The organism is Nocardia sp. CA-119907 (assembly GCF_050955995.1).
In the GTDB taxonomy this organism is placed as follows: domain Bacteria; phylum Actinomycetota; class Actinomycetes; order Mycobacteriales; family Mycobacteriaceae; genus Nocardia.
In genome coordinates this window covers 4,338,012-4,352,299 of record NZ_CP192091.1, presented here as the reverse complement: position 1 = coordinate 4,352,299, position 14,288 = coordinate 4,338,012, and the positions used below count along the sequence as shown (strand labels likewise).

12 protein-coding genes are annotated in these 14,288 nt (G+C 66.3%); all 12 read left to right on the top strand.

Annotated features, from left to right (window positions below):
- The first annotated feature begins 5 nt into the window (after positions 1-5).
- Genes ACQP2D_RS19010 through nuoN form a run of 12 tightly spaced genes read left to right on the top strand, consistent with a single transcriptional unit; the run spans position 6 to position 14,275 of the window.
- Positions 6-1,355, top strand: coding sequence for an NADH-quinone oxidoreductase subunit D (locus ACQP2D_RS19010; RefSeq protein WP_433685700.1), 1,350 nt, complete (start codon positions 6-8; stop codon positions 1,353-1,355).
- A complete protein-coding gene (nuoE, locus tag ACQP2D_RS19005) occupies positions 1,352-2,059 on the top strand; it encodes an NADH-quinone oxidoreductase subunit NuoE (RefSeq protein ID WP_433685029.1) in 708 nt (235 codons plus the stop codon). The genes ACQP2D_RS19010 and nuoE overlap by 4 nt, the downstream gene beginning before the upstream one ends.
- Positions 2,059-3,372 carry an NADH-quinone oxidoreductase subunit NuoF gene (nuoF, locus tag ACQP2D_RS19000; RefSeq protein WP_433685028.1) on the top strand — a complete coding sequence of 438 codons (1,314 nt, stop codon included), beginning with the start codon at positions 2,059-2,061 and terminating at the stop codon, positions 3,370-3,372. The genes nuoE and nuoF overlap by 1 nt, the downstream gene beginning before the upstream one ends.
- On the top strand, positions 3,369-5,897 hold the full coding sequence (locus tag ACQP2D_RS18995; RefSeq protein ID WP_433685027.1) for an NADH-quinone oxidoreductase subunit G: 2,529 nt from the start codon (positions 3,369-3,371) through the stop codon (positions 5,895-5,897). The genes nuoF and ACQP2D_RS18995 overlap by 4 nt, the downstream gene beginning before the upstream one ends.
- Entirely contained in the window at positions 5,890-7,722 is a 1,833-nt protein-coding gene (gene nuoH, locus ACQP2D_RS18990; protein WP_433685026.1) for an NADH-quinone oxidoreductase subunit NuoH, read from the top strand. Before ACQP2D_RS18995 ends, nuoH begins: the two co-directional genes overlap by 8 nt.
- Positions 7,723-7,730: 8 nt before the next feature.
- Complete coding sequence (locus ACQP2D_RS18985; RefSeq protein WP_433685699.1) at positions 7,731-8,621, top strand: NADH-quinone oxidoreductase subunit J; 891 nt, start codon at positions 7,731-7,733, stop codon at positions 8,619-8,621.
- The gene (gene nuoK, locus ACQP2D_RS18980; RefSeq protein ID WP_062982135.1) at positions 8,618-8,917 is read left to right on the top strand and encodes an NADH-quinone oxidoreductase subunit NuoK; all 300 of its coding nucleotides are present in this window, start codon (positions 8,618-8,620) and stop codon (positions 8,915-8,917) included. Before ACQP2D_RS18985 ends, nuoK begins: the two co-directional genes overlap by 4 nt.
- 1 nt (position 8,918) lies before the next feature.
- Positions 8,919-10,805 (top strand): NADH-quinone oxidoreductase subunit L, encoded by a 1,887-nt coding sequence (gene nuoL / locus ACQP2D_RS18975; RefSeq protein ID WP_433685025.1) that lies wholly within the window; start codon positions 8,919-8,921, stop codon positions 10,803-10,805.
- On the top strand, positions 10,802-10,924 hold the full coding sequence (locus ACQP2D_RS18970; RefSeq protein WP_433685024.1) for a hypothetical protein: 123 nt from the start codon (positions 10,802-10,804) through the stop codon (positions 10,922-10,924). The genes nuoL and ACQP2D_RS18970 overlap by 4 nt, the downstream gene beginning before the upstream one ends.
- Positions 10,921-11,043: a hypothetical protein gene (locus ACQP2D_RS18965; RefSeq protein WP_433685024.1), complete on the top strand. Its 123-nt coding sequence runs from the start codon at positions 10,921-10,923 to the stop codon at positions 11,041-11,043. Before ACQP2D_RS18970 ends, ACQP2D_RS18965 begins: the two co-directional genes overlap by 4 nt.
- The gene (locus tag ACQP2D_RS18960) at positions 11,040-12,668 is read left to right on the top strand and encodes an NADH-quinone oxidoreductase subunit M (protein ID WP_433685022.1); all 1,629 of its coding nucleotides are present in this window, start codon (positions 11,040-11,042) and stop codon (positions 12,666-12,668) included. Before ACQP2D_RS18965 ends, ACQP2D_RS18960 begins: the two co-directional genes overlap by 4 nt.
- Positions 12,665-14,275 (top strand): NADH-quinone oxidoreductase subunit NuoN, encoded by a 1,611-nt coding sequence (gene nuoN / locus ACQP2D_RS18955; RefSeq protein WP_433685021.1) that lies wholly within the window; start codon positions 12,665-12,667, stop codon positions 14,273-14,275. Before ACQP2D_RS18960 ends, nuoN begins: the two co-directional genes overlap by 4 nt.
- Positions 14,276-14,288 lie beyond the last annotated feature (13 nt).

Sequence of the window (14,288 nt, the reverse complement as noted above, 5' to 3'; positions counted from 1 at the left end):
ACGACATCGACACCCGGCCCGGCGTCAACAACGACACCGGGCCCGACCCCGCTGGCAAGCCGAAGTCGGAACCGACCGTGGTGACGGTGGCCGGCCAGGACTGGGACGCGGTCACCGAAACCCTCGACGGCGCAGGCGAAGAGCGCATCGTCGTCAATATGGGCCCACAGCATCCCTCCACACACGGCGTGCTCCGGCTGATTCTCGAGATCGAGGGCGAAACGGTCACCGAGGCCCGCTGCGGCATCGGCTACCTGCACACCGGCATCGAGAAGAATCTCGAATTCCGCAACTGGGCTCAGGGCACCACCTTCGTGACGCGGATGGACTACCTCTCGCCCTTCTTCAACGAGACGGCCTACTGCCTCGGCGTCGAACGGCTGCTCGATATCGAGGATCAGATTCCCGAGCGCGCCACCATCGTTCGCGTCATGCTCATGGAACTCAATCGGATCTCCTCACATCTGGTGGCGCTCGCGACCGGCGGCATGGAGTTGGGTGCACTCACCCCGATGCTGTTCGGTTTCCGGGAACGCGAACTGATCCTGGACGTCTTCGAGACCATCACCGGCCTGCGCATGAACCACGCGTACATCCGGCCCGGCGGTCTGGCCCAGGACCTGCCCGATGACGGTGTCACCAAAGTCCGTGAGCTGCTTGCGCTTTTGCCCAAGCGGCTGCGCGATATGGACCATCTGCTCACCCAGAACCCGATCTGGAAGGCGCGCACCCAGAATATCGGCTACCTGGATCTCACCGGCTGCATGGCGCTCGGCATCACCGGTCCGGTGCTGCGCTCCACCGGTCTGCCGCACGATCTGCGCAAGGCCGCGCCGTACTGCGGTTACGAGAACTACGAATTCGATGTTCCCACCACCACCGGCTGTGACTGCTACGGCCGCTACTGGATTCGGGTGGCGGAGATGAAGGAGTCGCTCAAGATCGTCGAGCAGTGCCTGGACGGACTGCGGCCCGGCCCGGTGATGGTGGACGACAAGAAGATCGCCTGGCCCGCCGATCTGCAGCTGGGCCCGGACGGACTCGGCAACTCCCCCGAGCACATCGGCCGCATCATGGGCACATCCATGGAGGGACTCATTCACCACTTCAAACTCGTCACCGAGGGCATCCGGGTTCCGGCGGGACAGGTGTATGTGGCCGTCGAATCGCCGCGTGGCGAGCTCGGCGTGCATATGGTCAGCGACGGCGGCACCCGCCCGTATCGCGTGCACTATCGCGACCCCTCGTTCACGAATCTACAAGCGGTGGCGGCGATGTGCGAGGGCGGTATGGTCGCCGACGTCATCGCCTCCGTCGCCAGCATCGACCCGGTCATGGGCGGAGTAGACCGATGACGGAGATCCTGCTGAAGCTTTCCACCCGGCCGCAGCCGTTCGCACCGTATGTGCGCGAACGGCTGGAGGTCGATGCGAAGGAGATCATCGCCCGCTATCCGGAGCCGCGCTCGGCGCTGTTGCCGTTGCTGCATCTGGTGCAGGCCGAGGAGGGCTGCGTCACCGGCACCGGCATCGAATTCTGTGCCGACCAGCTGGGCTTGACCGGGGCGGAGGTCACCGCGGTGGCCACCTTCTACTCGATGTACCGGCGCACCCCCACCGGCGACTACCACGTCGGTGTCTGCACCAACACCCTCTGTGCGGTCATGGGCGGTGATGCCATCCTCGATACGCTGCGGCAACGCCTCGGCATCGGGCACGGCGAGACCACCCCTGACGGGGCGATCACCCTAGAGCACATCGAGTGCAACGCCGCATGCGATTTCGCGCCGGTGGTCATGGTCAACTGGGAGTTCTTCGATAACCAGACCCCGGAATCGGCTGCCGCGCTGGTGGATTCACTGCGCAAGGGCGAACAGGTGACGCCGACGCGCGGCGCGCCGCTGTGCACGTTCAAGCAGACCGCGCGCATTCTGGCCGGATTCCCGGACGAACGCCCCGGCGTCCTCGACGGCGCGGCGGGCGAGGCGACGCTGGCCGGGCTACGCATCGCGCGGGAACAGAATATGCAAGCGCCGGAACCGAATTCGGAGGATGTGTGATGACACTGACTCCCGTACTCACCCGGTACTGGGATGACCCACAGTCGTGGACCATCGAGCACTACCGCAGCCACGACGGCTATCAGGCCCTGCGCAAAGCCCTGCGGATGCAACCCGATCAGATCATCCAGACTGTGAAGGACGCGGGCCTGCGCGGCCGCGGCGGCGCGGGCTTCCCGACCGGTATGAAGTGGAGCTTCATCCCGCAGGGGACGGGACCGGATGGCGTCACCAAACCGCATTACCTGGTGGTCAATGCCGACGAGTCGGAACCCGGTACCTGCAAGGACATTCCGCTCATGCTGGCCACCCCGCATACCCTCATCGAGGGCGTGATCATCGCGGCGTATGCGATTCGGGCGGCACATGCGTTCATCTACGTGCGCGGCGAGGTGGTTCCGGTGCTGCGCCGACTGCAGGCCGCGGTCGCGCAGGCGTATGCGGCCGGATTCCTCGGCACGGACATTCTCGGCTCGGGCTATGACCTGGAACTGATCGTGCACGCCGGAGCCGGCGCCTACATCTGTGGTGAGGAAACCGCGCTGCTGGATTCGCTCGAGGGCCGGCGCGGCCAGCCTCGACTGCGACCGCCGTTCCCGGCCGTCGCGGGCCTGTACGCCTGCCCGACGGTGGTCAACAATGTGGAATCCATTGCCAGCGTGCCGCCGATCATCCTCAACGGCACCGCCTGGTTCCGGTCCATGGGCAGCGAGAAGTCCCCGGGTTTCACGCTGTACTCGCTGTCGGGCCATGTCGCCCGGCCGGGCCAATACGAAGCGCCACTGGGCATTACGCTGCGCGAACTGCTCGACTATGCCGGTGGCGTGCGCGCCGGACATCAGGTGAAGTTCTGGACGCCGGGCGGTTCGTCGACACCGCTGTTCACCGATGAACACCTCGACGTGCCCTTGGACTACGAGGGCGTCGCCGGTGCCGGCTCCATGTTGGGCACCAAGGCATTACAGATCTTCGACGACACCACCTGCGTGGTGCGCGCGGTGCTGCGCTGGACCGAGTTCTACGCCCACGAATCCTGCGGCAAATGCACTCCCTGTCGCGAGGGCACGTACTGGCTCGTCCAACTGCTCACCCGGATAGAGGCGGGTCGGGGCACCGAATCGGATATCGAGAAGCTCCTCGATATCAGCGACACCATCAACGGCAAGTCGTTCTGCGCACTCGGCGACGGCGCGGCCAGTCCGATCATCTCCTCGTTGAAGTACTTCCGCCAGGAATACCTCGACCATCTGCGGCTCGACGGCTGCCCGTTCGATCCCGCGCGATCCACCGCCTGGGCCGAAGGAGTGCAATGAGTACAGCATCGCGTAGCGACTCCGTGAGGGGTGGCGGTCGGGCGACGGGTGGGCCAGCCACTGTGAACACCACTACCAGTGGGCTGGTTCCGGCCGATCTGGTCACCGTCACCATCGACGACACCGAAGTCAGCGTGCCACCGGGCACCCTGCTGATCCGGGCCGCCGAACTCATCGGCATCCAGATCCCGCGCTTCTGCGACCATCCGCTGCTCGACCCGGTCGGCGCGTGCCGGCAGTGCCTGGTCGAGGTCGAGGGTCAGCGCAAGCCGGTCGCCTCCTGCACGATGGCCGTCGCCGACGGCATGGTCGTGCGCACCCAGCTGACCTCACCCGCCGCCGATAAGGCGCAGGAGGGGGTGATGGAGCTGCTGCTCATCAACCATCCCCTCGACTGCCCGGTCTGCGATAAGGGCGGCGAATGTCCGCTGCAGAACCAGGCGATGTCCAGCGGTCGGCCCGAGACCCGGTTCGACGGCGTGAAGCGCACCTACCCCAAGCCGATTCCGCTCTCGACCGCGGTGCTGCTGGACCGGGAACGCTGTGTGCTCTGCGCCCGCTGCACCCGCTTCTCCCAACAGGTCGCCGGGGATCCGTTCATCGAACTGATGGACCGCGGCGCGCTCGAGCAGGTCGGCACCGCACAGGCCGAACCGTTCGACTCGTACTTCTCCGGCAATACCGTGCAGATCTGCCCGGTCGGCGCACTCACCGGCACCAGCTACCGGTTCCGGGCCCGCCCATTCGACCTGGTCTCGAGCCCGAGCGTCTGCGAGCACTGCGCGTCGGGTTGCGCACAGCGCACCGACCACCGGCGGGGAAAGGTATTGCGCCGCTTGGCCGGTGACGATCCGCAGGTCAACGAGGAGTGGAACTGCGATAAGGGCCGGTGGGCCTTCACCTACGCGACCGAACGCGACCGGCTGACCACACCGCTGGTACGCGGCTGGGACGGCAAGCTCGCCCCCGCATCCTGGTCCGAGGCGCTGGCCGCGGCCGCGGAGGGGCTGGCATCGGCCTTCGGCAACGCGGGCGTCCTGGTCGGCGGTCGCGTCACCGAGGAAGACGCCTACGCCTACGCCAAATTCGCTCGAATCGCCCTCGGCACCAATGACATCGACTTCCGCACCCGGGTGCATTCGGTGGAGGAGGCGGACTTCCTGGCGGCCCGGGTGGCCGGACAGGGCGTCACCGTCGACTACGACGCGCTGGAGAACGCGCCGGTCGTGCTGCTCGCCGGACTCGAGCCGGAAGAGGAGTCGCCGATCATCTATCTGCGACTGCGCAAGGCAGCGCGCAAGCGCGGCATGCCGATCTTCTCCCTCGCCGCCTACTCCTCGCGCGGTCTGGACCGGATGTCGGGCACCCTGCTGCAGGCCGTGCCCGGCATCGAGCCGCATCTGCTCGATGCCCTGCACACCGGTGAGACCGCAACGGACTCGGCCGCTTTGGCGACGGCTGCGCTGCTGCTGCGCCAGCCCGGCGCGGTGATCCTGGTCGGTGAGCGAATGGCCGGAATTCCGGGTGCGTTGTCGGCCGCGATCCGCCTCGCCGACGAGACCGGGGCCGCGCTGGCCTGGGTGCCGCGACGAGCCGGTGAGCGCGGCGCGATCGAGGCGGGCGCATTGCCCGGACTGCTGCCCGGTGGCCGCCCCGTGGTGGATCCCCGTGCGCGCCAACAGGTTCGCACGATCTGGAATGTCGCGGACCTGCCGGTCACCGTCGGTCGCGACACCGCCGCCATCCTGGAGGCCGCCCCCGCCCTGGGCGCGCTGATCGTCGGCGGGGTCGAGATCGCCGATATGCCGGATCCGCAGGCCGCGCTCGATGCCATCGACGCCGCCCGCTTCGTGGTCAGCCTGGAGTTGCGGCGCAGTGCCGTCACCGAGCGCGCCGATGTCGTCTTCCCGGTGGCCTCGGCGATGCAGAAGTCCGGCACCTTCCGCACCTGGGAGGGCAGGCCGCGGCAATTCGATGCCGCCCTCGGTGATTCGATGGTGCGCCGCGAACCCGCACCGCTGTCGGATCAACGGGTACTGCATGCCATCGCGGACGAAATGAAAGTGGCACTCGGACTCCCCGATACCGCCGCCGCGCGTGCCGAACTCACCGAACTCGGCGCCTGGGACGGCCCGCCGGTCGCCGCGCCCGCCCATCGGCCGCATCCGGTGCCCCAGACGGGTCCGGGCATCGCCATCCTCTCCGGCTGGCGGATGCTGCTGGATCAGGGGCGCATGCAGGACGGCGAGCCGAATCTGGCGGGCGTCGCGCGGCCGCCGGTGGTGCGCCTGTCCCCTGCCACTGCCGCCGAGATCGGTGCGGTCGACGATGACCAGATCGTCATCGCCACCGACCGCGGCACCGTCACGCTGCCGCTGCTGATCACCGATCTGCCCGATCGCGTGGCATGGCTGCCGTTGAACTCGCCGGGCTGCTCGGTCAACGAACAGCTCGCCACCCAGCCGGGCGGTGTGGTGCGGCTGCATCGCGCCGACGAGAGGATGAAGGAACACCGCCATGAGTGATCTCTCTCTTTTCGGCCACGACCCGCTGTGGCTTGTCATCGGGAAATCCCTGGCGATCTTCGCCTTCCTGCTGCTCACGCCGATGATGGCGGTGTATCTGGAACGCAAGATCGTGGCGTGGATGCAGATGCGCGTCGGCCCGAACCGGGTCGGTCCCAAAGGCACGCTGCAGGCCGTCGCCGACGGTGTGAAGATGGCGTTGAAGGAAGATATCGTTCCGACGATCGTCGACAAGCCGATTTTCATCCTGGCGCCGGTGATTTCGGTGGTGCCCGCATTCATGGCGTTCGCGGTCATTCCGTTGGGGCCGGAGGTCTCGATCCTCGGTCATCGGACCGCGTTGCAGCTCACCGATCTGCCGGTGGCGGTGCTCTATATCCTCGCCATCACCTCGATCGGCGTGTACGGCATCGTGCTGGCGGGCTGGTCGTCCGGCTCGACGTATCCGCTGCTGGGCGGGTTGCGTTCGACCGCGCAGGTGATCTCCTATGAGATCGCGATGGCGCTGTGCTTCGCGACGGTATTCCTGCTCGGCGGCACCATGGCCACCTCCGGCATCGTCAAGGCGCAAGAGGGCACCTGGTATGTCTTCCTGCTGCTGCCGTCGTTCCTGATCTACTGCGTATCGATGGTCGGCGAGACCAACCGCGCCCCGTTCGACCTGCCCGAGGCCGAGGGCGAACTGGTCGGCGGCTTCCACACCGAGTACTCCTCGCTCAAATTCGCCATGTTCATGATGGCCGAATACATCAATATGGCAACGGTTTCCGCGCTCGCCACCACGCTGTTCCTCGGCGGCTGGCACGCGCCGTTCCCGATCAATCTGTGGGACGGCGCGAATTCCGGTTGGTGGCCGGTGCTGTGGTTCACGGCGAAGATGTGGACGTTCCTGTTCGTCTTCATCTGGTTGCGCGGCACGCTGCCCCGCCTGCGCTACGACCAGTTCATGAATCTCGGCTGGAAGCTGCTGATTCCGACCTCGCTGCTGTGGGTGATGCTGGTCGCCACCGCCCGGGTGCTGCAGAACGAGGGCTACAAAGTCCAGACGCCGTTCCTGGTGATCGGCGGGCTGATCATCTCCGGACTGATGGTGCTGATGTTCCTGCTGGCCGGGCGCAGGCAGGGGGCGCCGCCGACGGCCGAGGAACCCAGCCGGGAGGAGTTGGGCGCCGCGGGCACGGTCTTCCTCGGCTTCCCGACGCCACCGCTGCCGGATCCCGCGACGCGACGTCCGGAACCGAAGCCCGGTCTGTTCGAACCGCTGGCCGGATTCGCGGTCACCCTGCTCACCATGTTCAAAAAGGCCAATACCGAGTCCTATCCGGAACAGAAGGTGCCGACCGCGCCGCGCTATCACGGCCGCCATCAGCTCAATCGGTATCCCGACGGCCTGGAGAAGTGCATCGGCTGCGAGTTGTGTGCGTGGGCCTGTCCCGCCGACGCGATCTATGTGGAGGGCGCGGATAACACCGAGACCGCTCGCTTTTCGCCCGGTGAACGCTACGGGCAGGTCTACCAGATCAACTACCTGCGCTGCATCGGCTGTGGATTGTGCATCGAGGCGTGCCCGACCCGGGCGCTGACCATGACCAACGACTACGAGATGACCGATGACAACCGCGCCGATCTGATCTACGAGAAGGACCGGCTGCTCGCCCCGCTGCAGCCCGGTATGACCGCACCGCCGCATGCGATGTATCCCGGTACGACGGAGGGAGATTACTACCGCGGCAATATCCCGGGCGGTGAAAGCGGTTCGAACACACCGGATTCCGGCACCACCAGGGAGCCCGCCACGGCGGGCGCGGAAGGAGGCGCACGGTGACCGAATTGATCCTTGCCGCCCGAACACTAGCGGCGGAGCCATTGACCCACACCTCCACCGGTGAGGCCGTTCAGTTCTGGATCCTCGGCCCGCTCGCAGTGATCGGGGCACTCGGCATGGTGTTCGCGGGTAAGGCCGTCCATTCGGCGATCTGCCTGGCGGCCACCATGATCGTGCTGGCCACGTTCTATATGGCCCAGGACGCGCTGTTCCTGGGTGTCGTGCAGATCGTCGTCTATACCGGCGCGGTCATGATGCTGTTCCTGTTCGTGCTCATGCTGGTCGGCGTCGACTCCCCCGAATCGCTCGGAGAAACGCTGCGCGGACAGCGTCTTGCGGCCGGCACCGTCGGTCTCGGCTTCGGGCTGCTGCTGATCAGCGGTATCGCGAACGGCATTCGCAACTCCGGAATAACCTATCCGGCAAAAGGTTTCGCGTACCAGGATGTGATCGCACAGCTCGCCGAGCTGATCTTCGTCCGGTATGTTTGGGCCTTCGAACTCACCGGCGCGTTGTTGATCACCGCGACCATCGGCGCGATGATCCTGGCGCATCGGGAGAACTTCGGACCCCGCATGGATCAGAAGGAACTCTCGCGCCGCCGGTTCCGCAGTGCCTACGACCCCAACCGCCCCTCGGATCGGGCCACCCCGCTGCCGACGCCGGGTGTGTACGCCAGGCACAACGCGGTCGATATTCCGGCGCGGCTGCCGGATGGCTCGTTCGAGGAGCTGTCGGTCAGCACGATCCTGCGGCACCGCCGCACCAGGGCGCTCGAGGAAGCCGCCGTCATCTCGGTCGGCACCAGTCCGACATTCGCTGGCGAAGCCCCGTACGAACCCGAAAACCCCACGGACGTCGACGATTCGACGCAGGCTGACGAGGAAGGCAAGCGGTGAATCCTGAGAACTACCTGTTCCTGTCCGCCCTGCTGTTCACCATCGGCGCGGCCGGTGTACTGCTGCGGCGCAATGCCATTGTGGTGTTCATGTGCATCGAGCTGATGCTCAATGCGGTGAACCTCGCCTTCGTCACCTTCGCCCGACTGCATTCGAATCTGGACGGACAGGTGTTCGCGTTCTTCACCATGGTGGTGGCCGCGGCCGAAGTCGTGGTCGGGCTCGCCATCATCATGACCATATTCCGCACCCGCCGTTCGACCTCGGTCGACGACGCCAACCTGCTGAAGTTCTGACGTGGATACCGCAACGCTCTGGGTGCTGCCCGCACTGCCGCTGGCCGGTGCCGTCGTACTGCTGCTGCTCGGACGCTACAGCGACAAGTGGGGTCATCTGCTCGGCTGCGCCACCGCGCTGGCCTCGTTCGGCTTCGCCGTCGTCGCGTTCTTCGATATGCGCGGCCGCGACGACGCCGCGCGCGCGATCCACAACGATCTGTTCAGCTGGGTCCCGGTCGATGGATTGCAGGTGGACTTCAGCCTCCAATTGGACCAGCTGTCAGTGTGTTTCGCACTGCTGATCACCGGGGTCGGATCGCTGATCCACATCTACTCCATCGGCTATATGGGCCACGATCCGGGACGGCGGCGCTTTTTCGCCTACCTCAATCTGTTCCTCGCGGCGATGCTGCTGCTGGTGCTTGCGAACAACTACCTGGTGCTCTACCTCGGCTGGGAGGGCGTCGGCTTGGCGTCCTACCTGCTGATCGGGTTCTGGTACCACAAGCCGACCGCGGCGACCGCGGCCAAGAAGGCATTCGTGGTCAACCGGGTCGGTGATATGGGATTGGCCCTTGCGATGTTCACCATGTTCGCGACCTTCGGCTCGATCGACTTCGGTGCGGTATTCGCGACCGCGCCGCGGGCGAGCGAGGGCACGCTGACCGCCATCGGGTTACTGTTGCTGCTCGCCGCCTGCGGTAAGTCCGCGCAGGTGCCGCTGCAGTCCTGGCTCGGCGATGCGATGGAAGGGCCGACCCCGGTTTCCGCGCTCATCCACGCGGCCACCATGGTGACCGCCGGTGTGTACCTGATCGCGCGCTCCGGGCCGATCTTCGATCTCGCGCCCAACGCGCGGCTCGGGGTGGTGCTGGTCGGTGCGGTGACGCTGCTGTTCGGTGCGATCGTCGGTTGCGCGAAGGACGACATCAAGAAGGCGCTCGCGGCGTCCACCATGAGCCAGATCGGTTATATGGTGCTGGCCGCCGGTCTCGGCCCGGCCGGATACGCCGTCGCCATCATGCATCTGCTCACCCACGGCTTCTTCAAGGCCGGGCTGTTCCTCGGGGCCGGATCGGTGATGCACGCGATGGACGACGAGACCGATATGCGCCGCTACGGCGGACTGCGCACACTGCTGCCGATCACCTACGTCACCTTCGGACTCGGCTATCTGGCCATTATCGGAGTGCCGCCGTTCGCCGGATTCTTCTCCAAGGATCGGATCATCGAGGCGGCGTTCAACCAAGGCGGCGCAAGCGGTTTCGCCTTGGGAACGGTGACCCTGGTCGGCGCGGGGCTGACCGCGTTCTACATGACCCGGGTGATGATGATGACCTTCTTCGGCGAACGCCGATGGAAGCCCGATACCCATCCGCACGAGTCACCGGCGGTGATGACCGGGCCGATGATTCTGCTCGCTATCGGATCGGTCGCCGCGGGTGGGGTTTTCGTCCTCGGGTCGTCGCTGCAGAACTGGCTCGAACCGGTTGTCGGGGCACATCACGGCGAGGAGGTCGTGCCCGCGGGCGTCGTGACCGCACTCGCCCTGCTGGTGGTCGCGGTCGGCATCGGCTTCGCCTACAACCAGTTCGCGCAGCGCGAAGTGCCCGAGACCGCACCGGAAGCCGTATCGGCGCTGACCATCGCGGCCCGCAACGACCTCTACGGCGACGCGTTCAATGAAGGCGTATTCATGCGCCCGGGTGCGTATCTGACCCGGTCGCTGGTCTTCCTCGACAATCGCGGCATCGACGGCATCGTCAATGGAACCGCCGCACTGATCGGCGGATTGTCCGCGCGGATCCGGCGGGTGCAGTCCGGATTCGTACGGTCCTACGCCCTGTCCATGTTCACCGGCGCGGCCCTGGTCGCGGCAGCACTTTTGGCGGTGAGGCTCTGGTGAGTTATCCCCGGTTGATCACGCGGGTGCGTCCGGCTGCGGCGGTGCTCGTACCCGATGTGTCCATGTTCACCGGCGCGGCCCTGGTCGCGGCAGCACTTTTGGCGGTGAGGCTCTGGTGAGTTATCCCCGGTTGATCACGCGGGTGCGTCCGGCTGCGGCGGTGCTCGTACCCGATGTGTCCATGTTCACCGGCGCGGCCCTGGTGGCCGCGGCCCTGCTGGCAGTGAGGCTCTGGTGAGTGACTTTCCCTGGTTGACCACGCTGTGGGTATTGCCGGTCGTCGGCGCGGTGGCGGTGCTGATGCTGCCCGCGTCCCGGCGCACCCTCGCCCGCGGGCTGGCGTTCAGTGTCGCGGTGGCGGTGCTGGTGCTCGGCATCGTGCTGGCCGTGCGCTTCGAACCCGGTGGGGCGCAATATCAATTCGTCGAATCCCATGAGTGGATTCCGGCCTTCGGCGCTGGCTATACGCTCGGTTTGGACGGAATCGCATTGGTGCTGATCCTGCTCACCGGGGCGCTGGTGCCGCTGCTGATTCTGGCCGGTTGGAACGACGAACGTGAGGTCGGCAGCGGACGCCGGGTGTCGCACACCTATGTCGCGCTGACCCTGCTCGTCGAGGCGATGGTGCTGATTTCGTTCGTCTCGCTGGATATTCTGCTGTTCTACGTGTTCTTCGAGGCGATGCTCATCCCGATGTACTTCCTCATCGGCGGATTCGGGCCGCGCAGCGCGGATCTCGCGCATCGCCAACAGCGTTCGCGGGCCGCGGTGAAATTCCTGCTGTACAACCTGTTCGGCGGTCTGATCATGTTGGCCGCGGTGATCGGGTTGTATGTGCTGACCGCGCGGCAGGGGCTCGGGTCCGGATCGTCGGGCACCTTCGACTTCCGCACGGTCGTCGCGGCGGCCAATGCCGGACAGCTCGGTGCGGGTCCGGCGGTGCTCAACGCGCTGTTCCTCGGATTCATGTTCGCGTTCGCGGTGAAGGCGCCGCTGTGGCCGCTGCACACCTGGCTGCCGGACGCGGCGGTGGCGGCGACGCCATCGAGTGCGGTGCTGATGATGGCGGTGGTCGACAAGGTCGGCACCTTCGGCATGCTGCGGTACTGCCTGCTGCTGTTCCCGGATGCTTCGGGAACCTATGCGCCCCTGGTCGTTACGCTCGCCGTGATCGGCATCATCTACGGTGCGCTGCTGGCCATCGGACAGACCGATGTGATGCGCCTGATCGCCTACACCTCGATCTCGCACTTCGGCTTCATCATCCTCGGCATCTTCGCGATGACCAGCCAGGGCCAGACCGGTGCCACGCTGTACATGGTCAACCACGGCATCTCGACGGCCGCGCTGTTCTTGATCGCGGGATTCCTGGTGTCGCGCAGGGGAACTCGCGCGATCGCCGCGTACGGCGGGGTACAGAAGGTGGCGCCGGTGCTCGCGGGCACCTTCATGATCGCCGGTCTCGCCACGCTGTCGCTGCCCGGTCTCGCGCCGTTCATCAGCGAATTCCTGGTGCTGTTGGGCACGTTCACCCGCTACGGGTTCGCGGCGGTGGTCGCGACGGCCGCGCTGGTGCTGGCCGCGCTGTATGTGCTGTGGATGTACCAGCGGATGATGACCGGTCCGGTCAAGGAGGGCAACGAGCGGCTCTACGATCTGGTCCCGCGCGAGCTGGCCGTGGTGGTGCCGTTGATCGCCGCGCTGCTGTTCCTCGGCGTCTACCCGAAACCGGTGCTGGACTTCATCAATCCCGCGGTGAGCCAGACGCTCACCACCATCGGCGTCCACGATCCCGCGCCGAAGACGCCCGCGATCCCCGAAGCGGGACCCGCCGGGGCCGATCACGGAGGTGCCCACAAATGACAGTGCTGCTCGCGGCCAGTGTGCCCGCGCCGAGCATCGAATACGCCAAGCTGTCGCCGATGCTGATCGTCTTCGGTGCCGCGGTGATCGGGGTGCTCGTGGAGGCGTTCGCACCGCGCCGCCACCGTTACGCCATTCAAGTGCCCCTCGGGCTCGCCGGATTGATTGCGGCGCTGGTGGCGGTGGTGCGGTTGTCGGGGACCAAGGCGACCGCGATGGTCGGTGCGGTCGCGGTAGACGGCGTGACGCTGTTTCTGCAGGGCACGATTCTGGTGGTGTCGATTCTGGCGCTGCTGTTCATGGCCGAGCGCGGTGCGGAGCCGCGGCCGCAGGGCCGCTCGGGACCGGGGACCTGGAGTCTGGCCGCGGCCACTGTCGGTAGCGGTGTGGACGCGTTCACCCCGCAGGCCTCCGCGGTTCCGGGCAGTGCGGGCGAATTGGCCGCGGTTCGTGCGGGTGTCGCGACCACCGAGGTGTTCCCGCTGGCGATGCTCGCCATCGGCGGCCTGCTGCTGTTCCCGGCGTCGAATGATCTGCTCACGATGTTCGTCGCGTTGGAGGTGCTGTCGCTGCCGCTGTATCTGCTGTGCGGGCTGGCGCGGCGCAGGCGCCTGCTCTCCCAAGAGGCGTCGCTGAAATACTTTCTGCTCGGGGCATTTTCGTCCGCATTCTTCCTCTATGGAGTTGCGCTGCTGTACGGGCAGGCGGGAACCGTCGAGCTCAGTGGTATCGCCGAGGCGATAAAGCAGCATCCACAGAACACCACCCTGGCGCTGCTCGGTGTGGCGATGCTGGCGGTCGGCTTGTTGTTCAAGATCGGCGCGGTGCCGTTCCAGTCCTGGGTGCCGGATGTGTATCAGGGCGCGCCGAGTGCGGTCACCGGATTCATGGCCGCCGCAACCAAGATCGCCGCAGTAGGCGCGTTGCTGCGGATCCTGCAGGTCGCCGTCCCCGGTCTGCGCGACGACTGGCGGCCGGTGCTCGCCGCCGTTGCCATTGCCACCATGGTCATCGGCGCGGTCATGGCCATTACCCAGACCGACGTCAAGCGCATGCTCGCCTACTCCTCGGTCGCGCACGCCGGCTTCATCCTCACCGGCCTGGTCGCGGCCAATGACGCGGGTACCTCGGCCATCCTGTTCTACCTGCTGGCCTACGGGCTCGGCACGCTCGGCGCCTTCGCGGTCGTCAGCCTGGTCCGCGACACCGCGGGCGATGAAGCCACCGCAATGTCGCAATGGGCCGGTCTCGGCCGCCGGTCCCCCTGGCTGGCAACGGTTTTCGCGCTCTTCCTGCTCTCGTTCGCAGGTCTGCCGCTGACCGGTGGTTTCGTCGCCAAGTTCGCGGTCTTCCAAGCCGCGGCCTCCGGTGATGCCACCTACCTGGTGATCATCGGTGTCATCTCCAGCGCGATCGCCGCCTTCTTCTACATTCGCGTCATCGTCCTGATGTTCTTCACCGACCCACCCGCCGAGGCCCCCACCGTCGCCGGCCCATTTTTGACCACCGCGGTGGTCGCCTTCACCGCGGGCGCCACGGTCCTGCTGGGCGTCCTCCCCCAGATGCTCCTCGATATGGCCGATCGCGCAGCGACTTTCGTCCACTGAGCCTGAACCAGAA